Annotated in this window: 19 protein-coding genes, 1 tRNA gene and 1 other RNA gene; 10 read left to right on the top strand and 11 right to left on the bottom strand. The window is 69.8% G+C overall.

Going from position 1 to position 18169, the window contains the following annotated elements; genetic code table 11:
- Window positions 1–21: 21 nt before the first annotated feature.
- The 3 genes from ftsL to ACW174_RS10215 are packed head-to-tail and all read right to left on the bottom strand — an operon-like array spanning window position 22 to window position 1888.
- Entirely contained in the window at window positions 22–456 is a 435-nt protein-coding gene (gene ftsL, locus ACW174_RS10225; RefSeq protein WP_492014325.1) for a cell division protein FtsL, read from the bottom strand.
- Window positions 453–1409: a 16S rRNA (cytosine(1402)-N(4))-methyltransferase RsmH gene (rsmH, locus tag ACW174_RS10220; protein WP_492014324.1), complete on the bottom strand. Its 957-nt coding sequence runs from the start codon at window positions 1407–1409 to the stop codon at window positions 453–455. The genes ftsL and rsmH overlap by 4 nt, the downstream gene beginning before the upstream one ends.
- Window positions 1406–1888 (bottom strand): division/cell wall cluster transcriptional repressor MraZ, encoded by a 483-nt coding sequence (locus tag ACW174_RS10215; RefSeq protein ID WP_492014323.1) that lies wholly within the window; start codon window positions 1886–1888, stop codon window positions 1406–1408. The genes rsmH and ACW174_RS10215 overlap by 4 nt, the downstream gene beginning before the upstream one ends.
- A 393-nt stretch (window positions 1889–2281) precedes the next feature.
- On the opposite strand from ACW174_RS10215, the gene ACW174_RS10210 reads away from it, so the two are divergent.
- Window positions 2282–3745, top strand: a complete 1464-nt coding sequence (locus ACW174_RS10210) for a serine hydrolase (protein ID WP_492014322.1) — start codon at window positions 2282–2284, stop codon at window positions 3743–3745.
- A 122-nt stretch (window positions 3746–3867) separates the two neighbouring features.
- On the opposite strand, the gene rnpB is transcribed toward ACW174_RS10210, so the two are convergent.
- Window positions 3868–4245, bottom strand: an RNA gene (gene rnpB / locus ACW174_RS10205) — RNase P RNA component class A.
- Between the two features lie 79 nt (window positions 4246–4324).
- Here rnpB and ACW174_RS10200 point away from each other — a divergent pair.
- Both ACW174_RS10200 and ACW174_RS10195 read left to right on the top strand, forming a co-directional pair.
- On the top strand, window positions 4325–4534 hold the full coding sequence (locus ACW174_RS10200; protein WP_492014321.1) for a hypothetical protein: 210 nt from the start codon (window positions 4325–4327) through the stop codon (window positions 4532–4534).
- On the top strand, window positions 4531–4818 hold the full coding sequence (locus ACW174_RS10195; protein ID WP_492014320.1) for a type II toxin-antitoxin system RelE/ParE family toxin: 288 nt from the start codon (window positions 4531–4533) through the stop codon (window positions 4816–4818). The genes ACW174_RS10200 and ACW174_RS10195 overlap by 4 nt, the downstream gene beginning before the upstream one ends.
- 16 nt (window positions 4819–4834) lie before the next feature.
- Here the strand turns inward: ACW174_RS10195 and ACW174_RS10190 are convergent, their stop codons facing one another.
- The 3 genes from ACW174_RS10190 to sppA all read right to left on the bottom strand — a co-directional run bounded on the left by ACW174_RS10190 (window position 4835) and on the right by sppA (window position 7816).
- Entirely contained in the window at window positions 4835–5596 is a 762-nt protein-coding gene (locus ACW174_RS10190) for an N-acetylmuramoyl-L-alanine amidase (protein WP_492014319.1), read from the bottom strand.
- A gap of 12 nt (window positions 5597–5608) precedes the next feature.
- On the bottom strand, window positions 5609–5929 hold the full coding sequence (locus ACW174_RS10185) for a hypothetical protein (protein ID WP_492014318.1): 321 nt from the start codon (window positions 5927–5929) through the stop codon (window positions 5609–5611).
- 105 nt (window positions 5930–6034) lie between these two features.
- Entirely contained in the window at window positions 6035–7816 is a 1782-nt protein-coding gene (gene sppA / locus ACW174_RS10180) for a signal peptide peptidase SppA (RefSeq protein WP_492014317.1), read from the bottom strand.
- Window positions 7817–8038: 222 nt separating this feature from the next.
- Between sppA and panD the strand changes: the two genes are divergently transcribed.
- Window positions 8039–8395, top strand: a complete 357-nt coding sequence (gene panD, locus ACW174_RS10175) for an aspartate 1-decarboxylase (RefSeq protein WP_492014316.1) — start codon at window positions 8039–8041, stop codon at window positions 8393–8395.
- A gap of 58 nt (window positions 8396–8453) precedes the next feature.
- Window positions 8454–8729, top strand: a complete 276-nt coding sequence (locus ACW174_RS10170; protein WP_492014315.1) for a hypothetical protein — start codon at window positions 8454–8456, stop codon at window positions 8727–8729.
- 129 nt (window positions 8730–8858) lie between these two features.
- Here the strand turns inward: ACW174_RS10170 and ACW174_RS10165 are convergent, their stop codons facing one another.
- Entirely contained in the window at window positions 8859–9659 is an 801-nt protein-coding gene (locus ACW174_RS10165; protein ID WP_492014314.1) for an SIMPL domain-containing protein, read from the bottom strand.
- Between the two features lie 218 nt (window positions 9660–9877).
- On the opposite strand from ACW174_RS10165, the gene ACW174_RS10160 reads away from it, so the two are divergent.
- Window positions 9878–9953: transfer RNA gene (locus ACW174_RS10160), tRNA-Ile, on the top strand.
- A gap of 56 nt (window positions 9954–10009) precedes the next feature.
- Here ACW174_RS10160 and ACW174_RS10155 read toward each other — a convergent pair.
- Entirely contained in the window at window positions 10010–11506 is a 1497-nt protein-coding gene (locus ACW174_RS10155; RefSeq protein WP_492014313.1) for a hypothetical protein, read from the bottom strand.
- Between the two features lie 15 nt (window positions 11507–11521).
- Window positions 11522–13009, bottom strand: a complete 1488-nt coding sequence (locus ACW174_RS10150; RefSeq protein ID WP_492014312.1) for a tetratricopeptide repeat protein — start codon at window positions 13007–13009, stop codon at window positions 11522–11524.
- Between the two features lie 276 nt (window positions 13010–13285).
- Here ACW174_RS10150 and ACW174_RS10145 point away from each other — a divergent pair, with 276 nt between their 5' ends.
- The 4 genes from ACW174_RS10145 to ACW174_RS10130 all read left to right on the top strand — a co-directional run bounded on the left by ACW174_RS10145 (window position 13286) and on the right by ACW174_RS10130 (window position 16552).
- Window positions 13286–13789, top strand: a complete 504-nt coding sequence (locus tag ACW174_RS10145; protein WP_492014311.1) for a GAF domain-containing protein — start codon at window positions 13286–13288, stop codon at window positions 13787–13789.
- A 70-nt stretch (window positions 13790–13859) separates the two neighbouring features.
- The gene (locus ACW174_RS10140) at window positions 13860–14537 is read left to right on the top strand and encodes an SDR family NAD(P)-dependent oxidoreductase (RefSeq protein WP_492014310.1); all 678 of its coding nucleotides are present in this window, start codon (window positions 13860–13862) and stop codon (window positions 14535–14537) included.
- The gene (locus ACW174_RS10135) at window positions 14534–15361 is read left to right on the top strand and encodes an HpcH/HpaI aldolase/citrate lyase family protein (RefSeq protein WP_492017268.1); all 828 of its coding nucleotides are present in this window, start codon (window positions 14534–14536) and stop codon (window positions 15359–15361) included. Before ACW174_RS10140 ends, ACW174_RS10135 begins: the two co-directional genes overlap by 4 nt.
- Before the next feature lie 69 nt (window positions 15362–15430).
- The gene (locus tag ACW174_RS10130) at window positions 15431–16552 is read left to right on the top strand and encodes a beta-ketoacyl-ACP synthase III (RefSeq protein WP_492014309.1); all 1122 of its coding nucleotides are present in this window, start codon (window positions 15431–15433) and stop codon (window positions 16550–16552) included.
- 378 nt (window positions 16553–16930) lie between these two features.
- Here the strand turns inward: ACW174_RS10130 and ACW174_RS10125 are convergent, their stop codons facing one another.
- On the bottom strand, window positions 16931–18109 hold the full coding sequence (locus tag ACW174_RS10125; protein WP_492014308.1) for a M48 family metallopeptidase: 1179 nt from the start codon (window positions 18107–18109) through the stop codon (window positions 16931–16933).
- Window positions 18110–18169: the final 60 nt, after the last annotated feature.

Below are 18169 nucleotides of genomic sequence, written 5' to 3'. Positions count from 1 at the left end.
AGGCGTGCGGATCGTGAACGCTCATTGCGCGCCCTCCGCGCTGGCGGCCGGCGCTGCGGCGGCGACCGGCGCGGCGTCAGCCGGCGTCGGCGCGATGACCACCACCGGCTTGGGCGCGGGCACGGGAACCAGATGCGCCAGATTGTCCTCGCTGGCCTGCCGCTTCATGTCGACCGGGCCCAGCCCCGCCTCCCGCGACAGGGCTTCCAGCCGCGCGGGCTGCTCCAGCCGGGCGACCTGGGCGCGCAGCAGGCGCACGCGCTGGCCGCTCTCGCCGATCTGCTGTTCCAGCTCCGCGATGCGGGCGCTCTCGCGCGCCGCCGCGGCCTTGGCCAGATAGACCGAGAAGATCATGGCCGCGACCAGCGCCACGCCGATGATCTCGACCCAGCGAATGCCGCGCACCTTCCAGGCGAACAGGCGGTTCAGGGTGTGGCTGAAGACGGCGGCGTTCATGCGGCGATCCTCCCCCACGGCGCGGCGTCGGTGCGGACCGCGGCCCGCAGCTTGGCCGAACGCGAGCGCGGATTGACGGCCAGCTCGGCCTCGCCCGCCTCGACCGCGCCCTTGAAGCTCAGGGTGAAGCTCGGCTTGCGCGGGTCGACCGCCACCGGCGCATGACGCGAGCCGGCCGGCGCATTGCCGGTCCGCTCGGTCAGGAAGGCCTTCACGATCCGGTCTTCCAGCGAATGGAAGGTGACCACCGCCAGACGCCCGCCCGGCGCCAGCGTCGCCTCGGCGGCCTCAAGGCCCGCGCGCAGCTCGCCCAGCTCGTCGTTGACCGCGATCCGCAGCGCCTGGAATACCCGGGTCGCCGGATGGATGGCCGCGCCGCGACGGCCGCCCAGCGCCTTCTCCACCACGGCGGCCAGATCCAGCGTGCGCTCGAACGGCTGCTCGACCCGGCGGCGCAGGATGGCCGTCGCGACCCGTCCCGACTGACGCTCGTCGCCGTACAGTTTGAAGATGTGGGCCAGCGGGCCGTGGTCCCAGGTGTTGACGATGTCAGCGGCGGTGACGCCCTCGTCCGACATCCGCATGTCCAGCGGCCCGTCGCGCATGAAGGAGAAGCCGCGCTCGGCCTGATCCAGCTGCATCGACGACACGCCGATATCGAACACGACGCCATCCAGCTTCGCCTCGCCGGTCTGCGCGAAGGCGTCGGACAGGCCCGAGAACGGCGTGCGGATCAGGCGGAAGGTGTCGGGATAGTCCCGGGCCACCGCATCGGCGTGCGGCTGCACCGTCGGGTCGCGATCCAGTGCGATGACCGTCGCGCCGGTCTTCAGGATGGCGCGCGTATAGCCGCCCGCGCCGAAGGTCGCGTCGATGATCACATCGCCCGTCTGCGGCGCCAGCGCCTCCAGCACCTCGGCGATCAGGACGGGGGCATGAAGAGCGGCGGTCATGCGCCCTCCCCTTGCGGACGGCGCGCCCGCAGGGCCAGCCGTCCGGCCTCGCCCCGCTCGCGCACGGCCTGCCGCGCCAGCGCCCGGCGTTCGTCGCGACGCGCATTCCAGCGGGCGCGATCCCAGATCTGGAAGCGCGAACCCAGACCGACGATGACCACGTCATCGCCCAGCCCGGCCTCCTGGCACAGGCCCTCCGGCAGGGTGATCCGCCCGCCGCCGTCATAGGCCAGCGGACGCTGACCGGCGTAGAAGGTCTCTTCCAGGGCGGTGCGCAGGTCGTCGCCGAACGGCAGCTCCTCGATCATCGAGACATACTCGGCCATCAGCTTGTCGCCGCCGGCCTCGAGGCAATCGGACTCGATCGAGAAGAAGCAGAACACGCCGTGCTCGGCGCCGTTGTCGGCCGTGCGGAATTCCTGCGGGATCAGCAGGCGGCGCTTGCCGTCCAGTTGTTTCTCATAGGTCGAGAGAAACACGCTCTGCCCAATCGAGCCCCTGCGAGCCCGCTCCCCATAATCCCGTTGACGCCAGTCGGCGCACCCACACCCCTACTGAAGTCTGGGATAGCATGGGACTGACTGCGCCTCAATGGGATTAGTTGACGCCCGTTAACCGTCAAGCTGGCCCAAAATCCAGCAAAAACCGGAACATACAGTGAACTATGCACATGGGGACGGGCGGTGGACGGATCCTGACAGCCCCGTCGATCCAAGCGGTTAACACGCGCGCGGCGGCGCTTGCCGAGGCCCTGACGCACGCGTCCCAAGCGCCGGCCAAAAATCCGCGCCGCTCCCGGTCGCCATTACCAAAGCTTCACTGGCGGACGCGGACCCGAAATGGTCGCTTGTCGGCCCGCGATTGGAGCCGCCATGACGTATCGCCACCTGACCCTCGCCCTGGCGATCACCGCCGCCCTGACCGCAGCCCCGCTCGCGGTCTCGGCCCAGCCCTCGGCCCCGTCAGCCACCCCGCAGTCGATCCGCGCCGATCTGGACGCCTGGGTCGGCCGCCAGATGACCCTTCGGTCAATCCCCGGCATGCAGGTGGTGGTCGTGAAGGGCGGGCAGGTCGTCTTCTCCGGCGCCTGGGGCCTGGCCAATCTGCAGACCCCGGTTCCTGTGACCCCGGAGACCGTCTTCTCGATCAACTCCGCGACCAAGACCTTCACCGGGGTCGAGATCCTGCGGCTGGTCGAGCGCGGCGAGGTGGATCTGGACGCCCCGGTCTCGACCTATCTCGCGGACCTGCCCCAGGCCTGGCGTCCGATCACCATCCGCCAGCTGCTGACCCATATGTCGGGCCTGCCGGATATCATCACCCGCGACGGCGGCTATGTCGGACAGGACCGCACCGCGGCCATCGCCGCCCTCGCCGACCTGCCGCTCCGGTCGGGCCCGGGCGAGCGGTTCGCCTACAACCAGACCAACTACCTGCTGCTGCAGTGGATGATCGAGCAGGCGCGCGGACAGTCGTTCGAGGCGGTCGTGGCCCAGGACGCCTTCGCGCCCTTCGGCATGACCCACGCGGGGTTCGGCGACTCGCTCGACCTCATTCCGGGCAAGGCCGACAGCTATCGCTATGGCCGCCCCGTCGGCGGCGAACCGCCTCGCCTCCAGAACGTGCACGAACTCTTCCCGCCCTTCACCCGCGCCGCCGCGGGCATCAACAGCTCGGGCCAGGACCTGGCGCGCTGGCTGATCGCGCTGCAGGCCGGCGAGATCCTTCGTCCCGCCACGCTGGACGCCCTGTGGACGCCCGGTCGCTTCAACGACGGCAGGGCCGGTGAATGGGCCAATGGCTGGGTGGTCGTCGATCGGCCGGAGCATCGGTCCGTCGGCATGTCGGGCGGCGGTCGATCCGCCTTCTCCATCTATCCGGACGACGGAGTGGCCGTGATCATCCTGACCAATCTCGCCGGCGCCTATCCCGAGGAGCTGATCGATCCCGTCGCCGCCCGCTTCATCCCCGGCATGACGCTGAGCGGCGTGACCGCCCTGCGCGAGCGGCTGGAGAGCGAAGGCTTCGACCGGGCCGAACGGATCGTGACGGAGCTCGTCGCCCGCGACGGCGTGGCCTCCCTGCCCGAGAGCGACCTGAACAACTGGGGCTATCGCCTGCTGGGCGGCGGCAAGACCGCCGACGCCCTGACGCTGATGAAGATCATCGTCCGCCTCTATCCCGACAGCGGGAACGCCTATGACAGCCTGGCAGAGGTCTACGCCCGCGCCGGCGACCGGCCCCGCGCCATCGAGAACTACCGCCGCGCCCTCGCCCTCGACCCCGCCAACACCAACGCCGCCGACCAGCTCAGGGCGCTGGAGGCCGCCCACTAAGGTCGCCCGTTCTGGCGCCAGAATCTTCGCTCAAGCAGCGAGGCCCCGCGGGCCGAGCGTTAGCGCACCAAAAACGCCCTCAAGCAGCGAGCGCCCGCGGCGCGAGCGTTAGGGCCAAAATAACGGTCAGACGGCCTGTAAGCCGGGTTCTGTTCCGCCCGAAAGCGGTGACGATCATTCCTCTGGACCGGCCATTGCTGACCGGTTCTCGCGACCTACCCGGATGCTCTCGGGCGGTGAGCCCTGTGAGCCGAAGCCCACGCGACATCCCTATTCGGTCTTGCTCCAGGCGGGGCTTGCCATGCCGGTCCTGTTGCCAGTCCCGCGGTGGGCTCTTACCCCACCCTTTCACCCTTACCGGCCCCGCAGGTCCGGAGGTTTGCTTTCTGTGGCGCTATCCCTCGGGTCACCCCGGGCGGGCGTTACCCGCCGCCTTTTCACCGTGGAGCCCGGACTTTCCTCGACGGAGCAAGCCCCGCCGCGACCGCCCGGCCGTCTGACGGGCGGACTGATGCCCCCCCGGACGCCGGGGGTCAACCGAATGATGCCCGCGAGCCCCGGTTGTGCTAGCCTTCCGACATGGCCCACCCCGCGCCGACATACCCCGTCGACCCCGCGACCGAGACAGCCGAAGCGCGCGCGGCCCGCGTGGCCTGGGAGCGCGCGCGCCTTGCTGAGGCCGAGGAAGACATCGCCGCCGGTCGATACCTTGAAGGCGAAGAAGCCGTCCGGTGGCTTGAAAACGAGTTGGCCGAGGCCGAGGCCGCCTTTGAACGCGAGCCCGAGTGAGCTTGCTGCGGTTGCGGGTCGTTGATCGGGCCCGGATCGACCTCGCGGGCGCGCACGCATGGCTCACCCAACCCGGCAGCGGTCGCAGAGGTCACGGCCGCTACGCCGCCATCATCAAAGCCATGCTGGACCTCAGATCAGCGCCATTGCGCTGGCCCATCGGAGACACGCCCGACGTTCGCGAGCGGGCCGTCGAGGGTCATCGCATCTGGTATCGGGTAGATCTCGAGACCCGACAGATCGAGATTTTGCGCGTCTTCAGTCCCGGACAGGATCGTCCCTGACAGCGCATACCGGGCGTCAGTTCAGCACGCCCGTCACGCTCTCCGCCGTCGCCAGTTGCAGCACCCCCATCAGGGTCGCCCGCGTCTCGCCGTCGGCGACGCCGTCAACCTGTGCCGGCCGCCAGTGGCGCTGGAAGGCTTCCACGGTCCGCTGGGTCGCGGCGTCATAGTCCCCGCCCGGCGGCAGCGCATAGCCCAGCCGATGCAGCCCGGCCCTCAGCACGATCACGCCCAGCCCCTCGTCGCCGGGCCCCAGCGGGGCGCCCAGGGCCGCGATCCGCTCCGGCGCCGGTTCAAACCACAGGCCATGCCCGACCGCGGCCAGTCGCTTCCACGGGAAGCGCTCACCCGGGTCCTGTTTGCGCTCGGGCGCCACGTCCGAGTGGCCGATGATGCGGGCGTCGGGGATGGTCCAGCGGGTGCGGACGTCCGAGATCAGGCTGATGACGGCGTCGATCTGGGCCTCAGGGAAGTCGCGATAGCCGAACTCATGGCCCGGGTTGACGATCTCGATGCCGATGGAGGCGGCGTTGCAGTCGGTCTCGCCCTGCCAGCCGCCGCGCCCGGCGTGCCACGCCCGGCGCTCTTCCGGCACGAGCCGCAGTATCGAGCCGTCCTCATCGACCAGATAATGGGCTGACACCCTCGTCCCGGGGTCGGTCAGTCGCGCCAGCGCGGCCTCGGCGGTCGGCATGCCGGTATAGTGCAGCACCAGCATGTCCGGCGGCGACCGGCGCATGTCGAAATTAGGGGACGGGACGTCCTTGACGATCAGCATGGCGGCGCGGCCTCAGCGGCCCGTCCGCTCCCAGCCGTAGGCGACCCAGGCGTCGCCTTCCTTGCGGGCCTCGATCACATCGTCACCGGCGCGACGGTCGCGGCGGGTCATGGTGCGGCGGGCGCGCAGGGCCAGGCCGGCGAAGAAGACCAGCACCGCCGCGATCACCGCGATCACTGCGACGGCGGCGGCGGTGACGATGGCCAGCACAGCGCCCACGGCCATCGCGGCCAGGGTCGCGATCAGGCCGAACAGCCACAGGACCGGCGCCAGCAGTCCGTTCGACGGACGGCGGGCCGCGGGGCCAAGGATGAGGCGTTCGGAGGGGGTCATGTCTTCACCTGGGTCAGCGCCGGGTACAACGCCGTACAGTCAATGTCGGTCCATGGGGGGCCGTCGTCAATGCGCGGCGCCTTCACAGGCGAGTGTCTGCTCCGCCTAATAGGGCTGTTCGGCCAGCACGGACGCGCCTGACGCGCGCGCCCGGTCGGTCTCGATGCGACGAACCGCCGCCTCCGCCTGCGGATCGTTCATGATCCCGCCGATGCCGATCAGGACCCGCGCCGCCTCGCCCGAGACGCCGAACGCCTTGGACAGGGCCTCGAACGGCGAGCTCGCTTCCGGATAGCGTTTGAAGCGCACGTCGGTGTCGGCCGGGATGCGGGCCAGCGCCTTGGCCTTGGCCACGGCCTCTTCCAGTCCACCCAGCTGATCGACCAGCCCGATGCGGTGGGCCTGCGCCCCGGTCCAGACGCGGCCGCGGGCGATCTCGCGCACGCGGGCCGGCTCCAGCCGACGGCCGGTGGCGACGCGGGTGATGAACTCCTCATAGGTCCGGTCGATCTGGGCCGCGAAGGCGGCGCGTTGGGTCGCCGTGAACGGCTGCGACGGCGAGAAGGCGTTCGCATAGTCGCCGCCGACGGTCAGGTGGCGCATGTCCACCCCGAACCGGCCCAGCGCATCGGCCAGCACGAACTTGCCGCCGAACACGCCGATGGAGCCGGTCAGGGTCGAGGGCTGCGCCACGATCCAGCTGGCTTCCGAACTGATCCAGTACCCGCCCGAGGCGGCATAGTCGCCCATCGACACCACCACCGGCTTGCCGGCGGCCTTGGCCGCGCGCACGGCGGCCAGGATCTGCTCCGACGCCTCCGGCGATCCGCCGGGCGACGAGACGCGGAAGACGATGGCCTTCACGTCCGTGTCCTCGATGGCCTCATAGATGGCCTTGGCCGTGTCGTCCGAGGTGATGGACGAGCCGCCGCCGAACGGGCTGCCGCCGCCGGCGCGGCCGGTCACGATCGCGCCCTCGCCGCCGACGATGGCGATGGCGTCCTTGCCCGAGCCGGCGCGCTCGCCGGTCGAGGCCGCGTAGTCGTGGAAGTCCATGATCTCCGCGCCCTTGCCGGCGCGGCGCTTGATCTCGGCCTCGGCCTCCTCGACCTGTCCGATCTTGTCGACCAGACGGCGTTGCAGGGCCTGCGGCGCCGAATAGGGCCCGGCTTCGATCACGGCCTTCAGCTGCGGCAGGGTGAACCGGCGATCCTGCGCCGCATTGGCCAGGGCGCTGTCGTAGATCGAGGTCATCCACGCCGTCATCGCCTCGCGGTGGGCAGCGGTGAAATCGCTCTGCGTATATTCGTTGACCGCGTTCTTGTACTCGTAGCGCTGCTCGAACTGGGCGTTGACGCCATACCGTTCAAACGCGCGCCCCAGGAACACCGTGTCGGCCGAGAAGCCCGCCAGCTGGAAGCCGGCCGTGTTCTGCATCCACAGTTCGGACGCCGAGGCCCCGACCATATAGCTCGACACCGTCGTCCCGACCGGCTGGAAGCCCTGGCTGTGCGCGATCACGATCTTGCCCGCGCTGCGGAAGCGACGCACCGCCTGTCGGATCTCGTCGGCGGCGGCGGGGGTCATCCCGGCCTCGGGCAGACGGATCAGCAGCGACTTCACCCGCGTGTCGGTCTGGGCCTGGGCCAGGGTGTCCACGATCTGCATCGTCGACAGCCCGCTCCCGCCGAACACCGCGAACGGATTGGTCGGGGTCTGGTCGCTGATGCTCTCGCGCAGGTCCAGCTCCAGCACCGTATTGCTCGGCGCCGGCTCCTTGGCGCTCAGCGACCCGATGGCGATCGCCAGGAAGAAGAAGGGCACGATGACGAAAAAGACGAACAGCCCCGCGAAAACGCCGGCCATCGTGAGGAAGAACTGCTTCATGGGGCGTGCGTGGTCTCAAGGCCGGGCCGGGTGATGGCCACATTTTGACCATAGAGCGGCAGGGCTTTCGGTCAAATGAACGTCGCGTAACCGGCGAATGCGCCGCAGCATGACTTATGGTGCGTTGCCGAAAGCGAGATTGAAGACGGCGAGGGAAATCCCTATATCAGCCGCCTGCGAGCGGGGGCCTATCGCCCCGCGTCATTTCCGGACCGCGCTCCCATGCTGGTCACCCTGATGAAGGCCAAGCTTCACCGCGCCACGGTGACCCAGGCCGACCTCGACTACGAGGGCTCGATCGCCATCGACATGGACCTGCTGGATGCGGCGGGGATCTTCCCGCACGAGCAGGTCGATGTGCTGAACATCACCAACGGCGCCCGCTTCACCACCTACGCCATCGAGGCGCCGCGGGGTTCCAAGGTCATCGGCGTCAACGGCGCCGCGGCCCGTCTGGTGCAGAAGAACGACAAGGTGATCGTCGTCACCTACGGCCAGCTCCCCTCCGAAGAAGCCCGCCAGTGGTCGCCCAACGTCGTGCTGCTGGACGACGATAACAACATCAAACACAGCGCCTGATCCCTCCCGCTTGACGGCGGCGTGTCCCCGGCCTTCCCTCCCCTTCGGAGGAACGGCCATGACCCGCACGATCTCGAGCCTGCGCTGGGTGCTGTACGGCGCCTATGTCCTCGCGGCCGCGGTCGCGCTGATGATGGCGTTTACGCCGGGGCTGGCCCTGCTGGGCCTGCCGCCCGAGCGGGTGACCTTCCTGCCCGCCACCTTCGCCGGCCTGCCGTGGACCCTGCCGCTGCTGGTGGCGAAGTTCGATTCCGTCACCACCCTCGCCATCGCCCTCGTCGGCGCCCTGCTCAACGTGGCGATCGGCCTGATGCTGGCGCGGTCGGGGGACTGACGGGCGTGGCGAGTGGCGCTTGGCGCGTGGATCGCCGTGTCGGATGACAGCGGAAGGGCGGCGCGGACCTTTCGGTCGCACGCCGCCCGCCAGCCACTGGCCACTAGCCACTAACCACTCGCCCGCGCCTTACCGCGCCAGATCGTACACACCCGTGATGTCGATCCGCACCGTCAGCTCGCCGGCCGCGACCGGGGTCGAGTCGGCCGCCATCTCCATGCGCGCGGCGGCGTACATCGGGCGCGGCGGTTGCGGGGCGTAGCCGCCGCCCTCGGTCAGCGAGCGGATGCCGCCCAGCGGCGTGCCCAAGGCCTGCGCGTACAGGGCCGCCTTGGCCTGCAGGTTGCGCACCGCGATCTGGCGCGCCTGGTTCTCGGCCGCCGACGGATCCTTCAGACCGAAGCTGATGCCGCTGATCTGGTTGACGCCCGCGCTGACCACGGCGTCGGCGGTCGTGCCGACCTTGGTCAGGTCGTTGATGATCACCGTCACCTGGTTGTTGGCCTGATAGCCCCGCAGCCGCGGCGGGTTGTTCTCGACATAGTCATACTGCGCCGACAGGTTCAGGCCCGAGGTCTGGACGTCGCGCTCGTTGATCCCGGCGCGGCGCAGGGCGGCCATCACCTGGTTCATCTTGGTGGCGTTCTGCGCCATGGCCTCGGCGGCGGTGGTCGCCTCATTGACCACGGCGAAGGTGATCGTCGCCATGTCCGGCGTCGCCCGCACCTCGCCATAGGCCGACAGGTTCAGGCTGGGGCGCTCGGTGACCGCCTGGATGGTCAGCGGCGCGCCGCCGTTCGGCTGCGACTGGGCATGGGCGGCGGGGGCGGCGACCATCAGGGCGGCGGCCGCCATCAGCGCGCCGCCGAAGATCAGGGCGCGGTTGGACACGGCGGGCAGGGCTGCGGCGGCGGCGGCGGGACGGGTCATCGGGGAAGGCTCCGTGAGAGACGAGGTGTCGTTGCGGACACCGTCGTCGGCGTCCGTGTTCCAACCATGACCATAAGCGCCTGAACGGGCGGTCAGGGTCCATTGGCAGAAACCGTTCATCGGCGTGACAACGCAGACAGGTCGGCGGCGGATCAGAGGCCGCATCGCCCTTGGCAAGCCGCCGCCCCGCCTGCTAGGCCGGACCTCCCTCGCTCCGGGGGCCCGTAGCTCAATGGTTAGAGCCGACCGCTCATAACGGTCTGGTTGGGGGTTCGAGTCCCTCCGGGCCTACCACCGCGAACAAAAACGGCGCCCCATCGGAGCGCCGTTTCCTGTTCCAACTCAGAGGCTCACCGCCCCCAGAACCCGCCCCCGCCACCCCGGCTCCACCGGTCTTCCCCGCGATACCGCTCATCCCGCACATAGCGCCCGTCGCGGTCGTACCAGCCGTTGCCGTCCTGGTAGTCGTCGTAGCCGTCCAGCTGGTAGCCGTCGTCGTAGTATTCGACGCCCAGCAGGCCGTCTTCCTGGCCCCACCAGTCGCGCGGATAGGCCCCGCGCGCGCATTCCCAGCCGTCGCCGGGGCGCCAGTAGGGCTCATGGCGGCCGCGATAGCGGTCGCGGAACTGCGGGCGACAGGCGGACTGCGACCAGACGCGGTTGCCGCTGGCCTGCACATTGGCCCGGGCCTCGCGATAGATGGGGTCGCGCATGCCGGCGAAGACGTTGTTGACGATCACCGCATTGCCCGCCGCCGCCGCGACGCCGACCGAGGTCGCGCGCACCCGGCTGTCGGCCAGCCTCAGCTCGCCGCTGTACAGCACCACCCCCTTGTCCGAGCGGCAGACGCGGCTGTTCTCGATCGAGACAGAGGCGCCCTCGACCACCACCCCCTCGACGAAGCCGCAGACGGCGGTGTTGTCGATCTCGACCCGGCCATAGTCGCGCCCGGCGCGCACGATCACACCGATGCTGCGCGGACCGAAGGCGTTGGGCGCATTGGTCCCCTTCAGGGTGGTGGAGGTCAGGCGTGACGGCGCACCGGCCGCCGGGGTGATCTCGATGCCCGACTGGGCGCCCGACACCACCGTCTCCCAGGTGTTCAGCACCGCGCCGTCGGCGACGATGGCCGGGGCGATGGTCCGGGCCTCGATCACCGCATTGCGAATGTCCAGCAGGCCGCCGTCGGCATAGATGGCCGCCTCATCGCCCGCGTGGTGGAAGCCGACCCGGTTCATGACGATCTCGGCGCCGTAGCCGACGATGCAGGCGGCGTCGCCGGCGCGCGGCGAGGCGAACACCATGTCGCGGATCTCGACCCGCACGCCCTGCGCCACCGTCATGCACGGCAGGCCGTCCGGCGCCTGCAGGGTGGGCTCGGAATTGCGGGCCCAGTCGCGCGGATCAAAGCCGCCCTCGCCGATCAGGGTCATCGGCTTGTCGATGTTCAGCCAGCCGACGCAGGCCCCGGCCCGCGACCGGATCACCAGCGTCCCGCCCGGCCGCACCCGGCGCACGGCGTCCTCGACCGCGCCCGTCCCCGGATTGCCGCCACAGTCGACCAGCACGACCTCTTCTCCGCCCGGCCGCAGCGGCGGGTAGCCGGGGCGCCAGCCGGAATTCCAGTCCGGGCGGTGGCGGCGATAATCATAGCGGTTGCGGTCGCGCCGCTGGCTGTACGACCGGGTCGGCGGGTCCAGCAGGACGCCGAAATTCGGGCGCGTCTGGCTTTCGACCTTGGCCGCGACCTGGGCGTGGGTGGCCGGCGCCCCGAGGGCGAAGGCCGCGACGGTCGCCGCGATCACCGCCGCGCCGCTGATGATGCCGAGGGGATTGCGGGTCGTCATGGGTTCACGCCCTCCTTAGCGGCGCTGCGAACGGGAAACCTGGGCCAGCACGGCCTGCAGGCGCCCCGCTGACGGGCCGAAGCCCGACAGGGCGGAATCGATACGGTAGGCGACGGCCTGGGCCTTGTCCTGATCGGCCACGCCCGAGACGCCGAGGGCGAAATAGCTGGACATGGCGAACTTGGCCTCGGGGCTGCCCTGACGCGCCGCCTCCTCGAACCATTTGAAGGCGCGGGCGTAGTCGGCGGGCAGGCCGATGCCCTCGGCGTACATCACCGCCAGCACCAGCTGCGCCTCGGACGAGCCGTTGACCGCCGCCAGCTGGATCGCGCGCACCCGCTCCAGATAGGACAGCCGGCCCTCCATCGGGTGGCCCAGCATGGCCTCCAGCGTCTCGATCTGCCGCTTGGACAGGTCCTCGGGCCGCTGCGCCGCCGTCTCGGTCACGCCCAGATAGCGCAGGGCGCGGCCCACGTGGATGAAGGGCAGCTCGCCGGCCATCCGGCCCAGCGCATATTCATAGGCGTCCCCGCGCGGCCGGCTTTCGTCCGAGAAGGGCACCCCCGACTGCGGCGCGGTGTTGGGATAGAATTCGAACGGCGGCGTCCACTGGCGCGCCTTCACCTCGACGAAGCGCTGGTACTGGGCCCGGCTCGGGGCCGACCGCTCGAAGTCGCGCATCAGCACATAGGCGCCCACGTCGCCGGTCTGCACCGCCAGATAGTTGTACAGATAGGCGTCCACGTCATTGCGCTGGAACAGGCTGGTCGCCGCCGGATAGCCGCGGCGGTCGCGCTCGCGTCCCTGCCCCCGGTCGGCGTGGCCGCGCCCCCAGGCCTCGCGCGCCTGGCGGTTGTCTTCCGGCTCGCCGAACGGGCCGTACAGGCCGTCATGCAGACGGGCCAGGGTGCGATAGCCCGAGGCGTCCTGCGTCGACAGGATGTAGATCACCCGGTCGCGCACCGCCCCCTGCTCTTCCAGGGTCATATTCCCCAGCAGGCGATCCAGCTTGCGATAGGCCTCATGCCGCTCGAACGCGCGACAGTCGTCATAGCGCGACAGCGGACGCCATCCGCCCCAGCCGCCGCGGTTCACCCGGTTGATCGGCGCATAGCCCTGGTCATTGGCCAGCGCCATCGCGATCCAGGTCGCGCTTTCGATCGGGTCCTCGATATTCTTGTCGGTCGCCCGCACGGCGGAGTAGCGCGCGCCCAGCTCCAGCTGGGCGAAGAAGTCGTTCTGGAAAGCCGCGCGGCGCAGGGCGCGCAGGCCGGTTTCCTGGGCGTTGAACTCGGTGCCCGTCATCGAGGCCGGGCGCGGACAGCTGTTGGAGGCCGCGTCGGACCCGCCCTGCCAGAACCGCACGCCGCTTCCCCGGTCCCCGCACGACGCCATGCCCAGCGCCGCGACGGCCAGCAGGCCGGCCACAGCCGCTATGGCGACGGGACCGCGAGAGCCGCCGGAACGCGAACGTCTGCCGTGATCGCCTTCGCCGTCAGCCATAACCCCTCGCACACCCACGGGCGTCTCCGCCCCCACCCGTTAACCAGTTCCGTTAACCATTGCGGGACTGCGACAGTCCGGTCCAGTTAAGGTCCTGTCAAGGTTAACGCTGTTTTGCGACAAAGCGTTGCCGCATGACGGCCATTTTGTGACCGGACGTCAGTTGTCCACGGGAATCAGCGGCTTGCGAACCGGCGCGGCGGACGTGATTCCCGCCCTCGCTTCCGCCCCGGCGCCGACCTATATGCGACCCACGCGCCCCGGAGTTTACGCCTGATGTCCTACGTCGCCCGCGACGACCGCCCCGCCGACAAGGCCGCCCGCTATGCGGAGGTCGAGGCGGAAATCCTCGCCGTGCTGGACGGAGAACCCAATCTGACGGCCCGCATGGCGACCGTTGCCTCCATGCTGGCCGACGCCTTCCCCGTCTTCTTCTGGACCGGCTTCTATGTCGTCGATCCGGACAAGGCCGAGGAACTGGTGGTCGGTCCCTATCAGGGCACGCTGGGCTGCCTGCGAATCGCCTTCAGCCGCGGCGTTTGCGGCGCCGCCGCCCGCACCGGCCAGACCCAGATCGTCGAGGACGTCCACGCCTTCCCCGGCCACATCGCCTGCGACGCCCGCTCGGCCAGCGAGATCGTGGTCCCCGTCTTCGACGCCTCGGGCGCCCTGATCGCGGTCTTCGACGTGGACGCCACCGTCACCGCCGCCTTTGACGCCTCGGACGCCCGGGCCCTCGAACAGCTGATGGCGCGGGTGTTCGCCGCCCCTTCGGCCTGAGCCGGACCACGCCTTCTTTTTTGACCCGGGCTCTGCACTCTTCGCACCCCGTTTTTTGCTGGAGCCCCTGATGTCTGACCGCGTGATTCTGGTGACCGGCGGCCACGGCGCCCTCGGCTCCGCTGTCGTGCAGGCCGCGCTGGCGGACGGGCTCAAGGTCGCCGTCGTCGACCACGCCGAGGGCCTGCCGGTCCCCGAGGGCGTGCTGGAGCTCGGCGGCGTCGACCTGACGGACCCGGCCTCGGCGCAACAGGCCGTCGACGCCGCCGTCGCCCGTTTCGGCCGCCTCGACGCCCTGCTCAACATCGCCGGCGGCTTCGTCTGGCAGACCACCGACGACGCCGCCCCCGCCTGGGAGAAGATGTTCGCCCTCAACCTCTCCACCGCCCTCAACGCCAGCCGCGCCGCCCTGCCCCACCTGAAGGCCTCGCCCGAGGGCCGGATCGTGAACGTCGGGGCCAATGCGGCGGTGAAGAGCGCCGCCGGCATGGGCGCCTATGCCGCCTCCAAGTCCGGCGTCCACCGCCTGACCGAAAGCCTGGCCGAGGAGTTGAAATCCACCTCGGTCACGGTCAACGCCGTCCTCCCCTCGATCCTCGACACCGAGCAGAACCGCAAGGACATGCCCGACGCCGACCCGTCCCAATGGGTCGCCCCCGCCGACCTCGCCCGCGTCATCCTCTTCCTCGCCTCGCCCGAAGCCCGCGCGGTGACCGGGGCGCTGGTGCCGGTCACGGGCAAGGTCTGACCGTGAGGTCCGCCCTCTTCCTTCCCGCCAGCAATCCGCGCGCCGTCGAAAAGGCCCGCACCCTGGACTGCGACGTCGCCATCCTCGACCTCGAGGACGCCGTCGCTCCTGAAGCCAAGGCCGATGCCCGCGCCGCCGCCGTCCAGGCCGTCCGCGAAGGCGGCTTCGCCACCCGCCTCGGCGTCCGGATCAACGGGCTGGACACCCCGTGGGGCGCCGCCGACCTCGAGGCCCTTACCGAGGCCGGCGCGACCCTGATCGTCGCCCCCAAGGTCGACGACGCCGACGCCGCCCGCGCCCTGACCGCCGCCCTACCCTCCGGCGCCGTCCTTTGGGCCATGATCGAGACGCCGCGCGCCCTGCTGAACCTGAACGCCATCGCCGGGATCGAGGGGCTGGAGGCCCTGATGCTGGGCGTCAACGACCTGGCCGTCGGCCTGCGCACCGGCCCGTCGCCGGACCGCGAGCCGCTTAAGCCCTGGCTGGCCGCCACCGTCGCCGCCGCCCGCGCCCACGGCCTGCTGGCCCTCGACGGCGTCTACAATGCCTTCACCGACGCCGAGGGCTTCGCCGCCGAATGCGCCCAGGGCCGCCTCTACGGCTTCGACGGCAAGAGCCTGATCCACCCGTCCCAGATCGCCCCCGCCAACGCCGCCTTCGCCCCGTCCGAGGCCGAGATCCGCCACGCCCGCGCCATCGTCGCCGCCTTCAGCCTGCCGGAGTCCGAAGGCAGGGGCGCGATCCGGGTCGACGGCCAGATGGTCGAGCGGCTGCATCTTTCCGAAGCCGAACGTGTCCTCGCCCATCTCGACCGGACGCGATGAGAGGCCTATCTAAGGGTTCTGAATAAGAACGGACGCCGCCCACAGCAGGCGCCGCAGGGAACGCATCGAGTGACCACCAACGCCGTCATCGCCGCCACCGGGCTGTTCACGCCCGACCAGTCCATCTCCAACGAGGAACTGGTCACGGCCTACAATGCCTATGCCGACCGCTTCAACGAGCGCCACAGCGCCGAGATCGCCGAGGGCGATGTCGCCCCCCTGACCCACTCCTCGGTCGAGTTCATCGAGAAGGCCTCAGGCATCAAATCCCGCTTCGTGCTCGACAAGGCGGGCGTGCTCGACCCCGAGCGCATGGCCCCCAACATCCCCGAGCGCTCGAATGACGAGCTGTCGGTCCTCGCCGAAATGGCCGTCAAGGCCGCCCGCGACGCCATCGCCGCCTGGGGCAAGCCGGTCAGCGAGATCGGCGCCGTCCTGTGCGCCGCCTCCAACATGCAGCGCGCCTATCCGGCCATGGCCATCGAGGTCCAGCAGGCCCTGGGCATCGAGGGCTTCGCCTTCGACATGAACGTCGCCTGCTCCTCGGCCACCTTCGGCCTCAAGACGGCGGCGGACTTCATCGCCTCCGGCTCGGTCAAGGCCGTGCTGATGGTCAACCCCGAGGTCTGCTCGGCCCACCTGAATTTCAAGGACCGCGACAGCCACTTCATCTTCGGCGACGTCGCCACCGCCGTCATCGTCGAGTCGGCCGATCAGGCCGGACCGGGCGGCTGGGACATCCTCGGCACGCGCCTGAAGACCAGCTTCTCGAACAACATCCGCAACAATTTCGGCTTCCTCAACAACGCCGCGCCCGAGGGCATCGGCGCGCCCGACAAGCTGTTCGTCCAGCAGGGCCGCAAGGTGTTTAAAGACGTGGTGCCGATGGTCTCCGACATGATCGTCGACCACGCCGCCGAACTGGGCGTCGACCCGACCGGCCTCAAGCGGATGTGGCTCCACCAGGCCAACATCAACATGAACCAATACATCGGCCGCAAGGTGCTGGGGCGTGAGCCCGAGGGCGACGAGAATGTCATCATCCTCGACGAATACGCCAACACCTCCTCGGCCGGCTCGATCATCGCCTTCCACCTGCACCACGACGGCTTCGCCCCCGGCGACACCGGCCTGATCTGCAGCTTCGGCGCGGGCTACTCCGCCGGCACGGTCTTCGTCCGCAAGCGCTGACCATCTCCTCCCCGTTCGCGTCGCGAATGGGGAGGTGTCGCGCTTCGGATACGAAGCGTGACGGAGGGGGCGGCTCAGGCTTCAGACAGCCCTCCGCCATCTCCTCCCCGTTCGCGTCGCGAATGGGGAGGTGGCGCGCTTCGGATACGAAGCGTGACGGAGGGGGCGGCTCAGGCTTCAGACAGCCCTCCGCCATCTCCTCCCCGTTCGCGTCGCGAATGGGGAGGTGTCGCGCTTCGGATACGAAGCGTGACGGAGGGGGCGGCGCAGGCTTCAGACAGCCCTCCGCCAATCCCCTCGCCCCTTCGCCGCCCCCTCCGTCTCCTCGCAATGCTCGGAGCCACCTCCCCATCGCGGACCGCGACGGGGAGGAGACGGTCACTCGGCCCGATGCGCCGCCTTCCACTCCATCGCCCGCCGCACCCGGCTCTCGACCGAGGGGTGGTCATAGAAGATGAACTCCTCGACCGCCGACGGCGACGGGGCGCGGTATTCGGCCGTCTTGATCAGGGCCTTGGCCAGCCCGTCCGGCTCATTGGCCTGAACCAGCGAGAACTGGTCGGCGTCGGCCTCGATGGTCCGGGTCAGGGTGCTGAACGCCGGGGTCGCCAGCAGGCCCAGCACCGCCGCGATGGCCGCCAGCACCGGCAGGCCCGCCGGGTCGGCCACGCCCCCGATCCGCGCCCCGCCGCCCAGCAGCCGCTTCACCGGTTCGAACAGACGGTCGGCCAGCCAGAAGAAGATCGCCATCAGGACGATCAGCACGCCGGTCATCCACAGCGTGTGCATATGGACATAGTGGCCCATCTCATGGCCCACGACCCCGCGCACCTCGGCGATGTCAGCCCCCTTGGCGAACATCACATCGCTCATCGCCACCCGCGCCGACCCGAACAGGCCCGAGACATTGGCGGTGTAGCGGTCCGACTGTTTGGAGCCGTCATAGATGTAGATCTTGTCGTCCGGCGTCCCCGTCTTGTGCGCCAGCGCCACCACCGCATCGCGCACCGGCCCGTTCGGCGCCGGGGTATAGGTGTTGAACAGCGGCTCGATCAGGATCGGCGAGATCACCAGCATGAACACGACCGCCACCGCCGTCAGGCCCGCGCCCCACGCCCACCACAGCCCCCGGGCCCGCCGGATGATGAAGTAGAGGGCGACCAGCAGCACGGCCATGAAGGCGGTCGAAATGCCCGCGCTCATCGCCGCCTCGGTCAGCCAGCCGGTCAGCGGCTGCTCCGTCAGCCCGTACTGCCGCTCCCGCCACCAGCTCTCATAGATCGACCACGGCAGGGTCAGGACAAAGCTCATCACCAGATAGACCGCCCCGACCACCAGCGAGACCAGCTTGGGCCTCGGCTTCCGACGTTCCAGCCGATCCCGGATGCCGCTCAGCCAGCCCGACCGGATGATGATCCACGACACGGCCACGCCGACCACCGCCGCCCACAGCAGCAGCCAGTGGCCGCCCTGGGTATAGCTCACCGCCCGCGCGGTCTCCTCGGGCGACAGGTTCGCCAGCCAACGCGCGGTCTCGGCCGCCGGATCGATGCTCATGATGGGTCCCTCCCTGGACGGTGGGAGATGACGCCGCCCCGGCGGCCCTGTCAGCTTAAA

It is taken from the genome of Brevundimonas sp. AVps31, from assembly GCF_058681355.1.
Note: the sequence above shows the minus strand (reverse complement) of the source record. Positions and strands in the feature narration are given on the sequence as shown.